Below are 17,014 nucleotides of genomic sequence, written 5' to 3'. Positions count from 1 at the left end.
ATGGGGCGAAATCAATGCCACCTGCTATGCAGGTGGTTTTTTACGGTGGTTATTCCTGCCCCCCGAGCCGCTGCCGCGCCGCGTTGAAAAACGCTGGCAATTATCACAATTACATTTGGTTTTGCGAAACCGCGTCCCAATATCATGATTGTTACTTGCACCGTTGGGCATTCGCGATAAATAATCCCCGATATGACGTATCATAAATGGTGCGATCTGATGATATTACCCCTGAGCCAGCCGACTAAAGGCCGGGTCAACAACCCCAAGAGGAATAATTTGAACGTAACGACAAAAGAGATGGCCCTTGAACCCGCAGATAACCAACGCTTGCTCAGCCTTTGCGGCCCGTTTGACGACAACATCAAGCAGCTTGAGCGTCGTTTGGGTATCGAAATTAATCGTCGGGACAATAAATTCAAACTGGTAGGCAAAGATCTGTGTATTCAGGCCGCCGCCGACATTCTTCAGCGTCTGTATGTCGATACCGCTCCGGTTCGCGGCACCATCGGTGATATCGAACCAGAGCAAATTCATCTGGCCATCAAAGAATCACGCGTGCTGGAACAGTCAGATGAAAGCATCCCCGATTACGGCAAAGCCATCAATATTCGGACTAAACGCGGCGTTATCAAGCCACGCACGCCGAATCAGGCTCAATACATTGCCAATGTGCTCGATTATGATATCACCTTCGGCATCGGCCCGGCTGGGACCGGGAAAACCTATCTGGCCGTCGCCGCCGCGGTTGATGCGCTGGAACGCCAGGAAATCCGCCGTATTTTGCTGACGCGTCCCGCGGTTGAAGCCGGTGAAAAGCTGGGTTTTCTGCCCGGCGATCTGAGCCAGAAAGTTGACCCTTATCTGCGTCCGTTATATGACGCTTTGTTTGAAATGCTGGGTTTCGAGCGCGTCGAGAAATTAATTGAGCGCAACGTCATCGAAGTCGCACCGCTGGCCTATATGCGCGGTCGTACCCTGAATGACGCCTTTATCATTCTTGATGAAGGCCAGAATACCAGCATCGAACAGATGAAAATGTTCCTGACCCGTATCGGTTTTAATTCAAAAGCGGTGATCACCGGCGACGTTACGCAGATCGATTTACCACGCAATCAGAAATCCGGTTTGCGTCATGCCATCGAAGTCCTGTCGGATGTCGAAGAGATCAGCTTCAACTTCTTCCACAGCGAAGATGTCGTGCGGCATCCGGTTGTCGCCTGCATTGTTAATGCGTATGAAGCCTGGGAAACCGCAGAGCAGAAACGCAAAGATGAACTGGCGGAACAGCGTAAACGTGAAGCGCAGGTCGCGTCTGCGCAGGAGCATAAATGAGTCAGGTCATTCTCGATTTGCAAATCGCCAGCGAACAGACGCAGGGCTTACCTGATGAGCGGGATTTTCAACGCTGGCTGGAAGGCGTGTTGCCCCAGTTTCAGGAAGTGTCAGAGGTGACTATCCGCATCGTCGATGAAGCAGAGAGCCATAATCTGAATTACACCTACCGGGGTAAAGACAAACCGACCAACGTACTTTCATTTCCCTTTGAGGCGCCGCCGGAGATCGAATTGCCTCTGCTGGGGGATTTGATCATCTGCCGTCAGGTTGTCGAACAGGAAGCCGCCGAGCAGCAGAAGACGCTGGAAGAGCACTGGGCACATATGGTTGTCCATGGTAGCCTGCATCTGCTAGGGTATGACCATATCGAAGACGGCGAAGCTGAAGAAATGGAAGCGCTGGAAACGGAGATTATGCAGAATATGGGTTATGCTGATCCCTATCTTGCAGAAAAAGACGGTCTAACCGAATAATTAGAAATTCTGTTGTTTTATAATTTTATACGTCAGAAGGCTTTGCGCGGTGCTCAGGCCTTCTGATTATTATCCATTAATATGAGTGATTTTAATTAAAACGCCATGAGCGACGACCATTCTCAAAACAGCGATAGCCCCAGTCCCAAAAAGGGTTTCTTTTCCCTTATTCTCAATCAGCTTTTTCACGGCGAGCCTAAAGATCGTAACGATCTGCTGACGCTGATCCGTGATTCCGAGCAAAACGAGCTGATCGATCCAGAAACCCGCGATATGCTTGAAGGCGTGATGGATATCGCTGAACAGCGCGTTCGTGACATCATGATCCCTCGCTCTCAAATGATTACGCTGAAGCGCGATCAGACTCTGGAAGAGTGTCTTGATGTTATTATCGAATCAGCCCACTCTCGTTTTCCGGTAATCAGTGAAGATAAAGACCATATTGAAGGCATTCTGATGGCCAAGGATTTACTGCCGTTTATGCGCAGCGATTCCGAACCTTTCAGTATGGATAAAGTGCTGCGCTCTGCCGTTGTCGTGCCAGAGAGCAAACGTGTTGACCGGATGCTGAACGAGTTTCGCTCTTTGCGTTATCACATGGCTATCGTTATTGACGAATTTGGCGGCGTTTCCGGGCTCGTCACCATTGAAGATATTCTGGAACTCATCGTCGGTGAAATTGAGGATGAATATGACGACGAAGAAGATCGTGATATTCGCCAACTCAACCGCCACACCTATACGGTGCGGGCACTGACCGACATTGAAGACTTCAACGAGGTCTTTGGCACTCAGTTCAGCGACGAGGAAGTCGATACCATTGGCGGCCTTATCATGCAGTCCTTCGGGCACCTGCCCGCTCGCGGTGAAACTATCGACATCGAAGGTTACCTGTTTAAAGTTGCGATGGCCGATAGCCGACGTATTATTCAGGTTCACGTCAGAATTCCTGACAATGCCCCTCAACCGCAATTGGAAGACTAAATAAGCAATGGCTTACGCTTCTTTACTGCAACGTCAGCAGGTTCGTATCCCGCTGGCGTTTTTGTCTGGCGCCTTTGGTACGCTGGCATTTTCTCCCTTTGATTTCTGGCCTGCTGCGCTGGTTTCATTAATCGGGCTGCAAGCTCTGACGCTGAACCGCACGGTTCGCCAGTCTGCCTGGATTGGATTTGCCTGGGGATTTGGCCTGTTTGGCAGCGGCATCAACTGGGTATATGTCAGTATCTCTCAGTTTGGTGGCATGCCGGGGCCGATCAATATTGCCCTTGTCGTGCTGCTATCGGCCTATCTGGCGCTCTATCCACTGCTATTTTCCGCAATCATTGCCCGCCTGTGGCCGAAAACCAACTGGTGGCGGCTTGCCCTTGCCGCGCCGGTATTATGGCAGTTAACCGAGTTTCTGCGCGGCTGGGTGCTCAGCGGGTTTCCATGGCTACAGTTTGGCTATAGCCAGATTAATGGCCCGCTGAAGGGAATTGCGCCTATTCTTGGCGTTGATGCCATTACCTTTATGCTGATGAGCATCAGCGGCTTCGCCGTTCTGGCGCTATGCCAGCGAAAAATCACTCCCGCCGTTATCGCGCTAGTCCTGTTGGCCTTGCCGTGGCCATTGCGTAATATCCAATGGTTTAACCTCCTGCCTGAACGAGCGGTCAATGTCGCGCTGGTGCAAGGAGATATTCCTCAGTCTCTCAAATGGGATCCGGATCAGCTGCTGAATACGCTGAATATTTATCTGAATAACAGCCTGCCTTACATGGATAAAGCACCGATTATCATCTGGCCGGAATCAGCGATCCCCGATGTTGAAAGCCGTCAGAGCGCTTATCTGGCTCAGGTCGATAGTCTGTTGCGCAGCCACAATAGCAGTCTTATCACGGGTATTGTGGACATGCGCCGTAACGGCAGCGAGCTTGATTATTACAACAGTATTATCGTACTGGGCGATAAACTGCCCTATCACTACCCTACCAGCAATCGCTATAACAAGAATCATCTGGTGCCATTTGGTGAATTCGTTCCGCTGGAAACGTTATTACGTCCGCTGGCCCCGCTGTTCGATTTACCGATGTCCTCATTCAGCCGCGGCAACTACATCCAGCCGCAGTTGAACGTTAATGGTTTTAAACTTAACGCGGCCATTTGTTATGAAATTATTCTGGGCCAGCAACTACGCGATAATTTCCGCGAAGATACTGACATGCTGTTAACCATCTCAAACGACGCCTGGTTCGGCCACTCCATCGGGCCATGGCAGCACTTCCAGATGGCGCGGATGCGCGCGCTGGAGTTGGGACGTCCTCTGGTTCGCAGCACCAATAATGGTGTTACGGCGGTCATTGCGCCTGACGGCGAAATCAGCGCCAGTCTGCCACAATTTACGCGCGCCGTATTAGATACACAGATCATCCCATCACGTGGGTTAACGCCCTATGCCCGCTTTGGCGGCTGGCCGCTGTGGATCATCACGCTACTTACTGGTTTTGCGGCTGTTGTTTTCAGCCTGCGCCGCCGCTGATTGCATTCTTTTGCCCCGATGAAGGCATGCAACTGCGTGCCTTCTCCCTCTGATGCCTCCTTTTATCGCCGTAATCGACCACCGCAGCATCATCCGAAAACCCTGGCTTCAGATGTAGCGATGATGTAGCAATATTGAACAGAAAATCGACAGCGCGTATTGAGTCACTAACATATCTGGCACGGTATTTGCCTGTTACTATCTTGTAAAGGGTTGTTTCAACGTTTTTTAGCAGGCTCGCCTCTGAAAAAGCACAAATCTGGGGCAATAGCTGCACCAAAATAGTGCCATTCGAGTTTAATGCCGTTATTTGGTGCGGTGAGTCTCGCAAAAAACAAACATTTCCATCTCAATCTATTTACAATCAGCTATTTTTTAACAGTATACGTAGTTACTTCGCTCTTTAGCGGTGCATGGCTTCTGTGCCGCAGAAGTATCAAAACGTTATCCGTGTTAGCGACACAACTTTAGATCGACAATTACAGCGCCATAGCTTTAGATCTATAACTACAGCAAAGGAGTTAGAACATGCAAATGCGTAAACTGGCACTATCACTGCTTCTGCTTGGCACCACGGTCAGCCTTGCTCAAGCTGAGGATCTGGCTGGCACTCTGAAAAAAGTAAAAGATAATGGCGTTATCGTCATCGGTCACCGTGAATCATCGGTCCCTTTTTCTTACTACGATAATCAGCAGAAAGTTGTCGGTTACTCCCAGGACTACTCAGACAAAATTGTAGAAGCCGTTAAGAAAAAACTGGATGCACCGGATCTGCAGGTGAAACTGCTGCCGATTACTTCCCAGAACCGTATTCCGCTGTTGCAAAATGGCACATTTGATCTGGAATGTGGTTCAACCACCAACAACCTTGAGCGTCAAAAACAAGCGGCATTCTCGAATACCATTTTTGTGGTCGGTACTCGTCTGTTAACGAAGAAAAATTCCGGTATTAAAGACTTCCCGGATCTGGCGGGTAAAACCGTGGTGGTAACCTCGGGTACAACATCTGAAATTCTGCTGAACAAGCTGAATGAAGAAAAACAGATGAAGATGCGTATCATCAGTGCTAAAGACCACGGCGACTCTTTCCGTACTCTTGAAAGCGGTCGTGCTGTCGCCTTTATGATGGATGATGCACTGCTGGCGGGTGAACGTGCTAAAGCGAAAGATGCCGATCAATGGGATATCGTCGGCACAGCACAATCTGAAGAAGCCTACGGTTGTATGTTGCGTAAAGACGATCCGCAGTTCAAAAAACTGGTTGATGACACCATTGCCGAAGTCCAGACCTCCGGCGAAGCAGAAAAATGGTTTGATCGCTGGTTCAAACAGCCCATTCCTCCCAGAGATCTCAATCTGAACTTCTCACTTTCTGACGAAATGAAAGCGCTGTTCAGCGCGCCGAATGACAAGGCTTTAAACTAAATTAATAATGACAATAAGGGCAGTTCGCTCTGCCCTATGATTGCTGATTCGTGGCAGGACAGACGGATATGCGATGGTCGTTCCCCATCGCATATTTAATACTCAACAGATTTCGAGTTGCAGCAGGGCGGCAACCGCGGGACAAATTCGTCGGGAGCGAATTTGACCAGTCAATGGCTGGCCTTCGGTGAGAAACAGGATGTCTCTCATTAATCCCCGGGAACTTGGATAATTAAGTGACTGGGGCGTAAGAAAAGCCAACACAGCTGCAACCTGAAAGATGATGGGGATACCGCCGCTCATCAATCTTCAGGGTAGCCTCGCTACCCTTTTTTTACCGGAGTTTGTTATGTCAATAGATTGGAACTGGGGTATCTTCCTGCAAGCCGCCCCATTCGGAAATACCACCTACCTCGGGTGGATTATATCCGGCCTGCAAGTCACGGTCACACTGTCTATTTGTGCCTGGATCATCGCATTTCTACTGGGTTCTCTTCTGGGTATCTTACGTACCGTCCCCAATCGTTTTATTGCGGGAATTGGTGCCTGCTATGTCGAGTTATTCCGTAACGTACCGCTGATCGTACAGTTCTTTACCTGGTATCTGGTGGTGCCTGAACTTCTGCCTGAACGGATAGGCATGTGGTTTAAAGCTGAACTGGACCCCAACATCCAGTTTTTCCTGTCATCCATGGTTTGTCTGGGCCTGTTTACCGCAGCCCGCGTATGTGAACAAATCCGTGCGGGTATCCAGTCATTGCCACGCGGTCAGAAGGCTGCCGGACTGGCGATGGGCCTGACGTTGTCACAAACCTATCGCTATGTCCTGCTGCCTAACGCTTACCGTATTGTCATTCCACCGCTTACATCTGAAATGCTGAATCTGGTGAAAAACTCGGCTATCGCCTCCACTATCGGGCTGGTCGATATGGCTGCACAGGCAGGGAAACTGCTGGATTATTCCGCTCATGCCTATGAATCGTTCACAGCCATAACGTTGGCCTACATCGGCATTAATGCCGTCATCATGCTAATCATGCAGGTGGTTGAACAGAAAACCCGTTTGCCGGGCAATATGGGGAGCAAATAAATAATGCATGAATTTGACTGGAGCTCAATCGGGCCGAGCCTGCCTTACCTGCTGCAGGGAATGGTGATCACACTTAAAATAACCATCACTGCGGTGGTGTTCGGGATTATCTGGGGCACTATTCTGGCGGTCATGCGTCTGTCGCCGATAAAACCGGTCAGCTGGTTCGCCAAACTATATGTGAACCTGTTCCGCTCCGTACCATTGGTTATGGTATTGCTGTGGTTTTATTTGGTTGTGCCTAGCTTATTACAAAATGTGCTTGGCCTTTCACCGAAAACCGATATTCGCCTGATCTCGGCTATGGTAGCCTTTTCATTATTCGAAGCGGCATATTATTCTGAAATTATCCGCGCAGGCATACTCAGCGTGTCCCGCGGTCAGTCATCCGCCGCATTGGCTCTTGGCATGACCCACTGGCAATCAATGAAACTGGTCATCCTGCCACAGGCATTCCGCGCCATGGTGCCATTGCTGCTGACGCAGGGTATTGTATTGTTCCAGGATACGTCGCTGGTTTATGTACTCAGCCTCGCTGATTTCTTCCGCACCGCTTCCACGATTGGCGAGCGTGACGGTACACAAGTTGAAATGATCCTGTTTGCCGGTTTCATTTATTTTATTTTCAGCATTTCTGCATCAATGCTGGTCAGTTACCTGAAAAAAAGGACGGTTTGATGATTTTCCTGAAAAATATTTCTAAATGGTATGGTCAATTTCAGGTGCTAACCGACTGCTCCACAGAAGTTAAAAAGGGTGAGGTAGTGGTCGTCTGCGGGCCTTCCGGTTCCGGTAAGTCAACCTTGATCAAAACCGTTAATGGTCTGGAACCTATTCAGAAAGGTGAAATTGAAGTCAACGGTATCGTTGTTAACAACAAGAAAACCAATCTGGCTCAGCTGCGTTCCAAAGTGGGAATGGTGTTCCAGCATTTTGAGCTGTTCCCGCACCTCTCCATTATCGATAATTTGACGCTGGCACAGGTAAAAGTGCTGAAGCGTAATCGCGAAGAGTCAAAGGTCAAGGCTCAAAAACTGCTGGAGCGTGTCGGTCTCTCGGCGCATGCCAATAAGTATCCGGGACAACTTTCCGGTGGACAGCAGCAGCGTGTCGCCATTGCGCGTGCGTTATGTATGGACCCGGTTGCCATGCTGTTTGACGAACCGACCTCCGCGCTCGATCCGGAAATGATCAATGAAGTGCTGGATGTTATGGTTGAACTGGCTCAGGAAGGAATGACCATGATGGTCGTGACGCACGAAATGGGCTTTGCCCGTAAGGTAGCGCATCGGGTCATTTTCATGGATGAAGGCAAAATTATTGAAGATACCCCCAAAGACGACTTCTTCAATAATCCGAAGTCTGAACGCGCAAAAGACTTTCTGGCAAAAATCCTGCACTGATATAGAGAACGGAAAGCGTGCCTTATGGCGCGCTTTCTTATTTTTATGTTTTCACGATCGATCAGATTGTTATGGCTGAAATGGTTGTCGATGAAACAGATCGTGTGAGCATTTTGGACAGAGCGGCAGAATCTCCGGCGTATAAAACGCAATATGGTGATGGCATTTCTCGCAAACCAGATTCCCCAGCCCCACGACTTCACCGCTGTGGTAAACACCGTGATTGTTTACATCCTTGAAGATCTGATGCCACTCCAACTGGGTTTTATCCGTAATGTCCACCAACTCTTGCCACAGGCTCTCTTTAATGACCCGCATAAACACGCTGTCGGCAAACTCCTCCTGACTTTCACTGTAGCTGAGCGCAAACTCGCCCAAATCCCGTTGAACCGCCTGAATAACCTGCTCGATTTCTTTTTGCGTCAGTTCAGAACTTTCCTGCAACGTCTTGCGGGCACTTTGCACCAATTCATCAATATCCCGTTCCCCATTATTCAGCCGTGCTGTCACTGAAGCCATTAACTCGCGATAATAGCGGGCTACTTTGTTCATGCTTCCTCCTGAATCGTCTGATTGAAACGCGATAAATTATGGATTTTCAACGTCTGAGTCACGCCACTCCAGGCCAATCTCCCCCCTATCTCCCTCTATTTTAGACTATTTTTTCTTCAACACGGGTGACGGGGCGCATATTTGCTCAATTTCTCCGCACTTTCAGCAGAAAGCGTAGAAATCTTCCCCAGGCGGATACAGGGTGTTGTTGCCCCTGTCGCTTATCAGCTATGCTATGCGGATCTGTTGTTATGAATCAGAGTACGCTACTGGCGTAGCTATTCTTCACTAAATAGGACCCCTGGCAGCCATGCAAGAGCAATACCGCCCAGAAGAGATAGAAGCGCACGTCCAGCTTCACTGGCAAGAGACGCAGACATTCAAAGTGACCGAAGAACCTGGCAAGGAAAAATACTACTGCCTTTCCATGCTGCCCTACCCTTCTGGCCGTCTACACATGGGACACGTTCGTAACTATACGATTGGCGATGTGATTTCTCGTTATCAGCGCATGCTGGGTAAAAACGTCCTGCAACCGATTGGCTGGGATGCCTTTGGTCTGCCGGCTGAAGGCGCCGCTGTTAAAAACAACACCGCGCCGGCACCGTGGACTTACGCCAATATTGAATACATGAAAAACCAGCTGAAATTGCTGGGTTTCGGCTACGACTGGGATCGTGAAGTCGCTACCTGTAAGCCTGACTATTACCGTTGGGAACAGTGGTTCTTCACCAAACTGTACGAAAAAGGTCTGGTTTATAAAAAAACCTCCGCCGTGAACTGGTGCCCGAACGATCAGACGGTTCTGGCGAATGAACAGGTGATTGACGGTTGTTGCTGGCGTTGCGACACCAAAGTCGAACGCAAAGAAATCCCTCAATGGTTCATCAAAATTACCGACTATGCCGATCAGTTGCTGAACGATCTGGATACGCTGGAAAGCTGGCCTGAACAAGTCAAAACCATGCAGCGCAACTGGATTGGCCGTTCTGAAGGCGTGGAAATCACCTTCGACGTAGCCGATAGCCAAGAGAAGCTGAGCGTCTATACGACGCGCCCCGATACCTTCATGGGCGTGACATACGTTGCCGTTGCCGCCGGCCACCCTCTGGCGCTGCAAGCTTCGGCGAACAACCCCGCGTTGGCCAACTTCATTGCCGAATGCCGTAATACCAAAGTGGCGGAAGCCGATATGGCGACGATGGAGAAAAAAGGTATGGCCACCGGCCTGTATGCCATTCATCCGCTTAACGGCGAGAAAGTCGCGATCTGGGCGGCAAACTTTGTTCTGATGGATTACGGCACCGGCGCCGTGATGGCCGTTCCCGGCCATGACCAGCGCGACTGGGAATTTGCCAACAAATATAATCTGTTAATCAAACCGGTCATTCTGAACAGTGACGGCAGCGAACCGGATCTGTCCGCGCAGGCGATGACGGAAAAGGGTCGTTTGTTTAACTCTGGTGAATTTGACGGTCTGGATTTTGAAGCGGCCTTCAACGCGATTGCCGACAAACTGGTTTCATTAGGGATTGGCGAGCGTAAAGTTAACTATCGTCTGCGTGATTGGGGCGTTTCCCGCCAGCGCTACTGGGGCGCGCCCATCCCGATGGTGACGCTGGAAGATGGCACCGTTATCCCAACGCCGGAAGATCAATTACCGGTCGTGCTGCCGGAAGATGTGGTTATGGACGGTATCACCAGCCCATTGAAATCCAACCCGGAGTGGGCCAAAACCACCGTGAATGGTCAGCCAGCGCTGCGTGAAACCGATACCTTCGACACCTTTATGGAGTCTTCCTGGTACTACGCGCGTTACACCTGTCCACAGTACGATCAGGGGATGCTGGATCCGGCTGCGGCTAACTACTGGCTTCCCGTTGACCAATACGTCGGTGGTATTGAACATGCCATCATGCACCTGATGTATTTCCGCTTCTTCCACAAGTTGATGCGTGATGCGGGTCTGGTAACCTCCGACGAACCGGCTAAGCGCCTGCTGTGTCAAGGTATGGTACTGGCGGACGCCTTCTACTACGCGGGCGCTAATGGCGAACGCATCTGGGTTTCCCCTGCGGATGTCACCGTCGAGCGTGATGAAAAAGGCCGTATCGTCAAGGCGACCGACAACGAAGGCCGCGAAGTGATTTACGCCGGCATGAGTAAAATGTCGAAGTCCAAAAACAACGGCATCGATCCGCAGGTCATGGTTGAGAAATATGGTGCGGATACCGTTCGTCTGTTTATGATGTTTGCCTCACCGGCCGAAATGACGTTGGAATGGCAAGAATCCGGCGTTGAAGGCGCCAACCGCTTCCTGAAGCGCGTCTGGAAACAGGCCTTCGATCATACGGAGAAAGGGGCTACCCAGCCGCTGGATGTGACTACCCTGACGGAAGATCAGAAATCACTGCGTCGCGATCTGCATAAAACCATCGCCAAAGTGACGGATGATATCGGTCGTCGCCAGACTTTCAATACTGCGATCGCCGCCATCATGGAACTGATGAACAAACTCGCCAAAGCGCCGCAAGATAGCGATCAGGATCGCGCCCTGACCCAGGAAGCCTTGCTGGCCGTTGTTCGGATGCTGTATCCGTTCACACCACATGTCTGCTTTGTACTGTGGCAGGCATTGCAGGGCGAAGGCGATATTGATACGGCGCCGTGGCCGGTGGCGGACGAACAGGCAATGGTGGAAGACTCCAAACTGGTCGTCGTTCAGGTGAACGGAAAAGTCCGTGGTAAAATCACCGTTGCGGCTGACGCCGGTGAAGATCAGGTTCGTGAACGCGCTGCTCAGGAACCACTGGTAGCGAAATACCTGGACGGCGTCACTGTACGTAAAGTGATTTATGTCCCTGGCAAACTGCTTAACCTGGTTGTGGGTTAAGGCAAGGAGGAACTGTGCGACATCGTTTATTCACGTTGTTGCTGGGGCTGGCGGTGTTAATCACCGCTGGCTGCGGTTTTCATCTGCGCGGTACGACACAAGTGCCCGCGCAGCTACAGACACTGGTGCTGGACAGTAGCGATCCCTATGGCCCGATGACCCGTTCGGTGCGTGAACAGCTACGCCTCAGCGACGTAACAATCGTTGACGATGCGACGCGGCAGGATATTCCTTCCCTGCGTATCCTGAGCGCATCTGAAACAAAAGATACCGTTTCAATTTTTCAGGACGGCAAAACCGCTGAGTACCAGATGGTACTGACGCTGCGTGCCCAGGTGCTGATGCCGGGTGAAGACATTTATCCGCTCAGTGTGACGGTGTTCCGCACGTTTTTTGACAACCCGTTGACCGCGCTGGCCAAAGATGCCGAGCAGGATATTGTGCGCCAGGAAATGCGTACGCAGGCGGCTCAACAGTTGGTGCGTAAATTACTGACCATCAACGGCAGTCAGGAAGTCAAAAACAGGCAGCAACAGGCTGCTTCTGTCACCTCCCCCGTTAGCTCATGATTCGACTCTACCCGGAACAACTCGCCGCGCAACTCCATGAGGGGCTGCGCGCCTGTTATCTGATCTTCGGTACAGAACCGCTTCTCCTGCAAGAGAGTCTGGATAGCATCCGACGCGCCGCTCAGCAACAGGAATTCAGCGAGCACTTTAGCTTTTCACTGGATATTCACACCGACTGGGACGCCATTTTCAGCACCTGTCAGGCGCTCAGCCTGTTCGCATCCCGCCAGACGCTGTTACTCATCCTGCCAGAAAATGGGCCGAATGCCGCCATGGCTGAAAACCTGGTCAAGCTGTCTGAATTATTGCACCCGGATATTCTACTGATGCTGCGCGGCCACAAGCTGACCAAAGCGCAGGAAAACAGCGCCTGGTTCAAAGCGTTATCGAAAAACAGCGTGTACGTTAACTGCCTGACTCCCGAGCAAGCGCAGCTGCCCCGTTGGGTTGCCCAGCGCGCAAAATCCCTGAAGCTGGAACTGGACGAACCGGCCAGTCAGCTGATTTGTTATTGCTACGAGGGAAATTTGCTTGCTCTATCACAGGCGCTGGAGCGTCTGGCCTTACTCTATCCGGATGGCAAGCTCACGCTGCCCCGCGTGGAAGAGGCTGTCAGCGACGCCGCCCATTTTACCCCTTTCCACTGGCTGGATGCGTTGCTGGCGGGCAAGGGCAAACGCGCCCTGCACATATTGCATCAGCTCCGTCAGGAAGACTGCGAGCCCGTTATTCTTTTGCGGACCCTGCAACGTGAACTGCTTCTGTTATTGACGTTGAAACGGCAGATGGCGAAAGCGCCGCTGCGCAGCTTATTTGACCAGCATAAAGTCTGGCAGAACCGCCGGGATCTCTTAACGCAGGCCCTACAGCGATTGACGTTGCAACAGTTACAGCAGGCAATCCGTTTGCTGGCGCAACTGGAAATTACACTAAAGCAGAACTATGGTCAGTCGGTATGGACAGAGTTGGAAACGCTAGCCATGATACTATGCGGCAAAAACCTGCCGGAAAGCCTGATGTTGCCGATCGCATAATCCTGTTTACCAGAGATGCCTATACCGGGATCCCGGCGCTTCATAGATAACCATCATACCAGCCAGAGGTTAGCCAGTTTGACCACGCCATCTGATTTGATAACAACGTCTGAGCCTGATGTGATGAAAAAAGCAGAACACGCTCCGCTGACCGCATTTTTTGGCGGGACTTTCGATCCTATTCACTACGGGCACCTGACCCCCGTAACCGCGCTGGCAAGCATTGTTGGATTAAGCCAGATCGTTTTACTCCCTAACAATGTTCCACCACATCGCCCGCAGCCCGAAGCCAGCCCGCAACAACGGCTGCGCATGGTTCAGCTGGTGTCGGAGGATAATGCGCTGTTTACCGTTGATGACCGGGAATTACAGCGTCAGAAACCGTCCTATACCATCGATACGTTAGAGGCCCTGCGCACAGAGAAAGGGATGGACGCCCCGCTGGCATTTATTATCGGACAGGATTCGCTGCTGACGCTGCATCAATGGCACCGCTGGCAGGATATTCTCAGCGTCTGCCATCTGCTGGTCTGCGCGCGCCCCGGCTATCGCTCGACGCTTTCCACGCCCGAACTTCAGCAATGGCTGGAATCCCATCTCATAAAAGACCCACAGTTGCTGCACCAACAAACGCACGGACGGATCTTTCTAGCCGACACGCCATTGGTTACTATTTCAGCAACGGAAATACGGCAACGGCGTCAGGCGGGTCTCGATTGCCACGATTGGCTACCGCCTTCCGTACTTCGTTATATCGATGAACACGGGCTATATCGGTAACCGACGTTTTTGCACGATTCGGGTTCCATAGCCGGCGGGCTTTATACCACTCGCCAGAAGTGCGTGATATACTCCGCCGCTGGTTTCAATCACAGGAAAAACCGATAATTCTCTGCGATTAGGCGGCCCAAAACGGTCTTTCCATACTATTTCAGTGCCATAAGTCATCCATCAATATCGGATGTCGGCAACCGAGGGGGAACCTTTGCAAGGTCAAGCACTCCAAGAATTCGTAATTGACAAGATAGACGATTTAAAAGGTCAGGATATCGTGACCTTAAATGTACAGGGTAAATCCAGCATCACCGACTATATGGTCATCTGCACCGGGACATCCACCCGCCACGTCGCTTCTATTGCCGACCATGTGGTTCAGTCTTCACGGGCTGCCGGATTGATTCCATTTGGCGTGGAAGGCGAAAATGTTTCCGACTGGGTCGTTGTCGATCTGGGTGATGTTATTGTGCATGTGATGCAAGAAGAAAGCCGCCAGTTATACGAACTGGAAAAACTGTGGGGCTAGTATGAGACTGCAACTGGTTGCCGTTGGCACCAAAATGCCTGACTGGGTGCAGATCGGTTTTATGGATTACCTGCGCCGCTTCCCCAAAGATATGCCGTTCGAGCTCATCGAGATCCCTGCGGGTAAACGGGGAAAGAATGCCGATATCAAGCGCATTCTTGAACGGGAAGGCGAGCAAATGCTGGCTGCCGTGGGTAAAGGTAATCGTATTGTAACGCTCGATATTCCCGGTACGCCATGGGAAACCCCTCAGTTGGCGCAGCAGTTGGAGCGCTGGAAACAGGATGGACGCGACGTCAGCCTGCTTATCGGCGGTCCGGAAGGGCTGGCGCCTGAATGTAAAGCCGCCGCAGAGCAAAGCTGGTCGCTCTCGCCGTTAACTCTGCCTCATCCGCTGGTGCGTGTACTGGTTGCGGAAAGCTTGTACCGGGCCTGGAGTATTACCACTAATCATCCTTACCATCGGGAGTAAGGCGATACGATGAAACACGTGAAATAAATCGCTGGATGAAAATAGAACGTAAGCCCTTTCGTGATTATTCGGCTGAGTCCGCCCTGTTCGTGCGTCGCGCTTTAGTGGCGTTTTTGGGCATTTTACTGCTCACCGGCGTGTTGATCGCCAATCTTTATCATCTGCAGGTTTTACGTGTCGATGACTACCGTACTCGCTCCAATGAAAACCGCATCAAGCTGGTTCCTATCGCACCCAGTCGCGGCATTATCTACGACCGCAATGGTATTCCGCTGGCGCTGAACCGGACCATTTACCAGTTGGAACTGGTGCCGGAAAAAGTGGAAAACCTACAGGCTACGCTGGATGCGCTAAAACCCATTATCGATTTGACCGACGACGAACTGGAAAGTTTTGAAAAAGAGCGTAAACGTTCACGCCGTTTTACCTCGATTCCGGTCAAAACCGCGTTAAGCGATTTGCAGGTCGCCCGTTTCTCCGTCAACCAATACCGTTTTCCCGGCGTTGAGGTCAAAGGCTATCAGCGTCGCTATTACCCCTATGGTTCCGCGCTCACACACGTCATCGGCTATGTGTCGAAAATCAATGACAAAGATGTCGAGCGGCTAAACAAAGAAGAAAAGCTCGCGGATTACGCCGCGACCCATGATATCGGCAAGCTGGGTATCGAACGCCATTATGAGGATTTATTGCACGGGAAACCCGGTTACGAGGAAGTCGAGGTCAATAACCGTGGCCGCGTTATCCGGCAATTGCACGAACAGCCGCCTCAGGCAGGAAAAGATATCTACCTGACGTTGGATCTGAGCCTGCAAATATACATCGAGAAACTGCTGGAAGGCAGCCGCGCCGCCGTTATCGTCACCGATCCGCGCGATGGAGGCATCCTGGCGATGGTATCCACGCCCAGCTATGATCCCAACCTGTTCGTCGATGGTATCTCCAGCAAAGACTATAATCAGTTACGCAACGATCCCAATCGCCCGCTCATCAATCGGGCGACACAGGGCATTTACCCTCCTGCCTCAACGGTAAAACCCTATATTGCGGTTTCCGCTCTGACAGCCGGTGTCATTACAACCAACACGACGCTGTTCGATCCCGGTTGGTGGCAGTTGCCGGGATCAGAAAAACGTTTTCGCGACTGGAAAAAATGGGGACATGGCCGCCTTAACCTGACCAAATCACTGGAAGAATCGGCGGATACGTTTTTCTACCAGGTTGCCTATGACATGGGTATCGATCGTCTGGCCGAGTGGATGAATAAATTTGGCTACGGCGAAAAAACCGGCATCGACATTTCCGAAGAAAGCTCAGGCAATATGCCAACGCGGGAATGGAAGCTCCGGCGGTTCAAAAAGCCCTGGTATCAGGGTGACACTATCCCGGTGGGAATCGGGCAAGGTTATTGGACGGCAACGCCGATACAGATGAACAAAGCGCTGACCACGCTGATCAATGACGGGCAGGTTAAAACGCCACACCTGCTCTATAGTACCCGCGAAAACGGGGTGATCGTGCCGTTCCGCCAGACAGAGCATCAACAGATTGGCGATATTCACTCTGGTTTCTGGGAAATAGCCAAAGACGGCATGTATGGTGTCGCAAACCGTCCGAACGGCACCGCCCATAAAAGTTTTGACGATGCGCCCTACAAAATTGCGGCTAAATCCGGTACCGCACAGGTTTTCGGCCTGAAAGAGAACGAAACCTACAATGCACAAAAAATTGCGGAACATTTGCGCGACCATAAACTGATGGTCGCCTTCGCGCCTTATAGTAACCCCAAGGTCGCGATGTCGATTATTCTGGAAAATGGCGGCGCAGGCCCCACGGTGGGTACGATCACCCGGCAGATCCTTGATCACATTCTGTTAGGTGACAACAATACTGAATTACCGAGCGCGCCTCCCGCGCCGCCGGGCAGCGAAAGCGAGTAAC

At 51.3% G+C, this 17,014-nt stretch carries 16 protein-coding genes; 15 read left to right on the top strand and 1 reads right to left on the bottom strand.

Features of this window, described 5'->3' with window-relative positions:
• Window positions 1–300: 300 nt before the first annotated feature.
• The 8 genes from B4923_RS03910 to B4923_RS03875 all read left to right on the top strand — a co-directional run bounded on the left by B4923_RS03910 (window position 301) and on the right by B4923_RS03875 (window position 8,250).
• A complete protein-coding gene (locus tag B4923_RS03910; protein WP_425428584.1) occupies window positions 301–1,335 on the top strand; it encodes a PhoH family protein in 1,035 nt (344 codons plus the stop codon).
• Window positions 1,332–1,811, top strand: coding sequence for an rRNA maturation RNase YbeY (gene ybeY / locus B4923_RS03905; protein WP_109053045.1), 480 nt, complete (start codon window positions 1,332–1,334; stop codon window positions 1,809–1,811). The genes B4923_RS03910 and ybeY overlap by 4 nt, the downstream gene beginning before the upstream one ends.
• Window positions 1,812–1,916: 105 nt before the next feature.
• On the top strand, window positions 1,917–2,795 hold the full coding sequence (gene corC, locus B4923_RS03900) for a CNNM family magnesium/cobalt transport protein CorC (RefSeq protein ID WP_109053044.1): 879 nt from the start codon (window positions 1,917–1,919) through the stop codon (window positions 2,793–2,795).
• A 7-nt stretch (window positions 2,796–2,802) separates the two neighbouring features.
• Complete coding sequence (gene lnt / locus B4923_RS03895) at window positions 2,803–4,332, top strand: apolipoprotein N-acyltransferase (RefSeq protein WP_109053043.1); 1,530 nt, start codon at window positions 2,803–2,805, stop codon at window positions 4,330–4,332.
• 528 nt (window positions 4,333–4,860) lie between these two features.
• On the top strand, window positions 4,861–5,757 hold the full coding sequence (locus B4923_RS03890) for an amino acid ABC transporter substrate-binding protein (RefSeq protein WP_109053042.1): 897 nt from the start codon (window positions 4,861–4,863) through the stop codon (window positions 5,755–5,757).
• Between the two features lie 349 nt (window positions 5,758–6,106).
• Window positions 6,107–6,847, top strand: coding sequence for an amino acid ABC transporter permease (locus B4923_RS03885; protein ID WP_109053041.1), 741 nt, complete (start codon window positions 6,107–6,109; stop codon window positions 6,845–6,847).
• Between the two features lie 3 nt (window positions 6,848–6,850).
• Complete coding sequence (gltK, locus tag B4923_RS03880) at window positions 6,851–7,525, top strand: glutamate/aspartate ABC transporter permease GltK (protein ID WP_109053040.1); 675 nt, start codon at window positions 6,851–6,853, stop codon at window positions 7,523–7,525.
• Window positions 7,525–8,250 carry an amino acid ABC transporter ATP-binding protein gene (locus B4923_RS03875; protein WP_109053039.1) on the top strand — a complete coding sequence of 242 codons (726 nt, stop codon included), beginning with the start codon at window positions 7,525–7,527 and terminating at the stop codon, window positions 8,248–8,250. Before gltK ends, B4923_RS03875 begins: the two co-directional genes overlap by 1 nt.
• A gap of 69 nt (window positions 8,251–8,319) precedes the next feature.
• On the opposite strand, the gene B4923_RS03870 is transcribed toward B4923_RS03875, so the two are convergent.
• Window positions 8,320–8,802: a zinc ribbon-containing protein gene (locus tag B4923_RS03870; RefSeq protein WP_109053038.1), complete on the bottom strand. Its 483-nt coding sequence runs from the start codon at window positions 8,800–8,802 to the stop codon at window positions 8,320–8,322.
• A gap of 310 nt (window positions 8,803–9,112) precedes the next feature.
• Here B4923_RS03870 and leuS point away from each other — a divergent pair, with 310 nt between their 5' ends.
• The 7 genes from leuS (at window position 9,113) to mrdA (ending at window position 17,013) form a co-directional block, all read left to right on the top strand.
• Complete coding sequence (leuS, locus tag B4923_RS03865) at window positions 9,113–11,695, top strand: leucine--tRNA ligase (RefSeq protein WP_109053037.1); 2,583 nt, start codon at window positions 9,113–9,115, stop codon at window positions 11,693–11,695.
• Window positions 11,696–11,709: 14 nt separating this feature from the next.
• Window positions 11,710–12,264, top strand: coding sequence for an LPS assembly lipoprotein LptE (gene lptE, locus B4923_RS03860; RefSeq protein WP_109053036.1), 555 nt, complete (start codon window positions 11,710–11,712; stop codon window positions 12,262–12,264).
• Window positions 12,261–13,298: a DNA polymerase III subunit delta gene (gene holA, locus B4923_RS03855; protein ID WP_109053035.1), complete on the top strand. Its 1,038-nt coding sequence runs from the start codon at window positions 12,261–12,263 to the stop codon at window positions 13,296–13,298. The genes lptE and holA overlap by 4 nt, the downstream gene beginning before the upstream one ends.
• Before the next feature lie 123 nt (window positions 13,299–13,421).
• On the top strand, window positions 13,422–14,078 hold the full coding sequence (gene nadD, locus B4923_RS03850) for a nicotinate-nucleotide adenylyltransferase (protein ID WP_109053034.1): 657 nt from the start codon (window positions 13,422–13,424) through the stop codon (window positions 14,076–14,078).
• 205 nt (window positions 14,079–14,283) lie between these two features.
• Window positions 14,284–14,601 (top strand): ribosome silencing factor, encoded by a 318-nt coding sequence (gene rsfS, locus B4923_RS03845; RefSeq protein WP_109053069.1) that lies wholly within the window; start codon window positions 14,284–14,286, stop codon window positions 14,599–14,601.
• A 1-nt stretch (window position 14,602) separates the two neighbouring features.
• Entirely contained in the window at window positions 14,603–15,073 is a 471-nt protein-coding gene (gene rlmH, locus B4923_RS03840) for a 23S rRNA (pseudouridine(1915)-N(3))-methyltransferase RlmH (RefSeq protein ID WP_109053033.1), read from the top strand.
• 35 nt (window positions 15,074–15,108) lie between these two features.
• Window positions 15,109–17,013, top strand: a complete 1,905-nt coding sequence (gene mrdA / locus B4923_RS03835) for a peptidoglycan DD-transpeptidase MrdA (RefSeq protein WP_109053032.1) — start codon at window positions 15,109–15,111, stop codon at window positions 17,011–17,013.
• Window position 17,014: the final 1 nt, after the last annotated feature.

The organism is Brenneria roseae subsp. americana (assembly GCF_003115815.1).
GTDB classification, from domain to species: Bacteria; Pseudomonadota; Gammaproteobacteria; order Enterobacterales; family Enterobacteriaceae; genus Brenneria; species Brenneria roseae.
This window is presented reverse-complemented; position numbering and strand designations above follow the sequence as displayed.